This window comes from Streptomyces recifensis (assembly GCF_002154615.1).
Lineage (GTDB): Bacteria > Actinomycetota > Actinomycetes > Streptomycetales > Streptomycetaceae > Streptomyces > Streptomyces griseoluteus.
The window spans coordinates 1-2,699 of the sequence record NZ_MUNH01000811.1 but is presented as its reverse complement, the minus strand read 5'-3'; the positions used below and the strand labels follow the sequence as shown (position 1 = coordinate 2,699).

Here is a 2,699-nt window from a genome sequence, read left to right as displayed (position 1 = left end):
CTGCCCCTGATCGTCCGCCACCGCGCACCCCACGGCGCCCTCCTCGCCCTCGCGCTGTTCGCCGCCGTCCGCGCGGCGGGCATCGCCGCCGTGATCGCCGCCAACGCGCTGACCGACCGCCCCCTGGTACGCAACCTCGCCCACTCCTGGGACTCGCGCTGGTACCTCAACATCGCCGCGCACGGCTACGGCCGGCTCATCTGGATCACCCCCACCGGGGGAGTGCAGAGCGACTGGGCCTTCTTCCCGCTCTACCCGGCCCTCGTCCGGGCCGCCGACACCGTCCTCCCGCTCACCCCGGCCGCGGCAGCCGTGCTCATCTCCTGGACGGCCGCCGTCGTCGCCGCCTACGGCGTCTACCTCATCGGCCACCGTCTGTACGGCCGCGCCACCGCCACCGCCCTCGTCGCGCTGTGGGCCGCGCTGCCGCACGCGGTGGAGCTGACCATCGCCTACACCGAGTCCCTCTTCGCCGCCCTGGCGGCCTGGTCCCTGTACTGCGTGCTCAAGGACCGCTGGCTGTGGGCGGGCACGCTCGCCCTCCTGGCGGGCCTCGCCCGGCCCACCGGCTTCGCCGTGGCGGCCGGCGTCATCGCCGCAGCCGCACAACAGCTCCGGCTGCGGCGCGGACAGGTCGCCCCGGCCGTATGGGCGGCCGCCCTGCTCGCCCCGCTCGGCTGGCTCGGCTACGTCCTCTGGGTCGGCTGGTGCACCGGCGACCTGACGGGCGGCTACTTCACGGTGCAGAGCGCCTGGGGGTCCCGCATCGACTTCGGCGCCGGGGCCGCCCGCTTCGTCGGCGCCCTGCTCGCCCACGGCGGCCAGGTCATCTACCCCGCCGCCCTCGCCCTCGTGCTGATCAGCCTGGTGCTGTTCGCGCTGCTCTGCCTGGAACGCGCCCCGCTGGCCCTGGTCGCCTTCGCCGGCGTCCTGGTGCTGCTGGTGGTCCTCGGCTCCGGCTCCTTCTCCTCCAAGCCGCGCTTCCTGCTGCCGGCCTTCCCGCTGCTCATCCCGGCCGCCCGCGCCCTCACCCGCACCTGGCGCACCCGTCCCGCCGCGGCCCTCCTGGTCGGCGGCGCCCTGGCCGTCTTCTCCGTGCTGTACGGCGCCTACGTCACGGTGCTCGTCCACTCACCCCTGTGACCCGTGCCGGTGCGAAGACCCGGAAAGCGGGTAGACGGGGGCTTCGAGGAAAGGACGACCATGACGACCTACGTGATCACCGTGCCCGGCACCTTCACCACGGACATCGAGGCCGACACCCGCACCCGGCTGGGCCGGGCCCTGCGTCCTGCCGACCCGCACGGCACCGACCTGGGCAGCGCCGAGGACCTCGACACCGTCAATGTCAACGAGGACGGCACCTTCACCCTTCACCTCACCGTCGAGGCCGACAACAACAAGCACGCCGAGCAGGAGGCCCGCCGCCTCGCGGACGACGCCCTGCGCACCGTCGGGCTGGACGAGAACACCGCACCGCTCGGGCCCGCCGTGATCACCGGCATCGACTCCCAGGTGCACTGACGGTCCAGGGCGGGCCGCCCCGGATGTCAAAAGCGCCCGAATGGGTAAAATCCAGACAACGGCCCGCCAGGATCACCGCCCACCGGGGTGAACGATGTTCCGCAAGCGTTCCACGGACGAAGGCGACGAACTGCTGGCCAGACTCGGCTCGCTCACCGCCCAGGCGCGTGAGCGCGCGGAACAGCAGCGCAGCCAGGTCGAGCTGGCCATCGCCCTCCAGCGCGGCATGCTTCCGCGCGACCTCCCCCGCGGCCCCGGCCTGCATCTCGCGGTGCGCTACGCCCCCGCCAACCAGGGCCTCAACGTGGGCGGCGACTGGTACGACGCCTTCGCCATGCCGGACGGCAGGATCGGCCTCACCATCGGCGACGTCCAGGGACACAACATCGAGGCCGCCGCCTTCATGGGCCAGGTGCGGGCCGCGCTGCGCGCGCTCGCCTCCGTCACCAGCGAACCGGGCGAACTGCTCGCCCGTACCAACGACCTGCTGCTGACTCTCGGCAGCGACCTCTTCGCCACCTGCACCTTCCTCCGGCTGGACCCCGTCACGGGCATCCTGGAGAGCGCGCGGGCCGGGCACATCCCCTTCGTCTGGGCCACGGCCGACGGCAAGTCCGGCGTCGTCCACGACGTGGGCGGGCCGCCGCTCGGTATCCAGCCCGGTATGGACTACCGCGTCACCCGGCACCGGCTCTCCACCGGCGGCGTCTTCGTCCTGCTCACCGACGGCGTGGTGGAAGGGCCCTCACTGCACGTCGAGGACGGCCTCGCCCAAGTGGTCCGCCTCGCGGGCATCGCCGCCGTCGCCGGCCTCAAGGCGCACGCGCTCGCCGCCGCCGTGATCAAGGGCGCCGAGCATGTGGGCCACGACGACGACGCGGCCGTACTCGTCGTCGGCCACGACGGCCCGCACACCCCGCCACCGCCCGCCCAGCCCCGCGCCGTCAGCCCATAGGCGGCGTTCGCCTCGCCGCTCCCGGCCGACCGGTGTGAGAGTTGCCGGGTGGCGGCATTCCCTGAAGCGCGTCGGCCGGGCGGCCATGCCGCCCTGGTCGTGGCCGTCGCGGTCTGCTACTTCGCGGCCGGGCGCCTCGGCCTGCTCTGCAAGCTCACCGTCGATGGGGCCGTCGTCACCCCCATCTGGCCGCCGACGGGCGTGGCCGTCGCCGCCCTGC

The 2,699-nt window shown here is 73.6% G+C and carries 3 protein-coding genes; all 3 read left to right on the top strand.

What is annotated here, in order from left to right; genetic code table 11:
- Window positions 1-1,143 (top strand): hypothetical protein (locus CCN33_RS29955; RefSeq protein ID WP_425275879.1); only part of this gene is annotated, 1,143 nt, incomplete at its 5' end.
- A gap of 60 nt (window positions 1,144-1,203) precedes the next feature.
- Window positions 1,204-1,524, top strand: a complete 321-nt coding sequence (locus CCN33_RS29950) for a hypothetical protein (RefSeq protein WP_086696454.1) — start codon at window positions 1,204-1,206, stop codon at window positions 1,522-1,524.
- Window positions 1,525-1,618: 94 nt separating this feature from the next.
- On the top strand, window positions 1,619-2,479 hold the full coding sequence (locus CCN33_RS29945) for a PP2C family protein-serine/threonine phosphatase (protein WP_086696453.1): 861 nt from the start codon (window positions 1,619-1,621) through the stop codon (window positions 2,477-2,479).
- Window positions 2,480-2,699: the final 220 nt, after the last annotated feature.

What these genes read in the sequence shown, in the direction of transcription:
- CCN33_RS29950 (WP_086696454.1), top strand. Translation starts at nt 1,204, where the DNA reads ATGACGACCTACGTGATCACCGTGCCCGGCACCTTCACCACGGACATC.
- CCN33_RS29945 (WP_086696453.1), top strand. Translation starts at nt 1,619, where the DNA reads ATGTTCCGCAAGCGTTCCACGGACGAAGGCGACGAACTGCTGGCCAGA.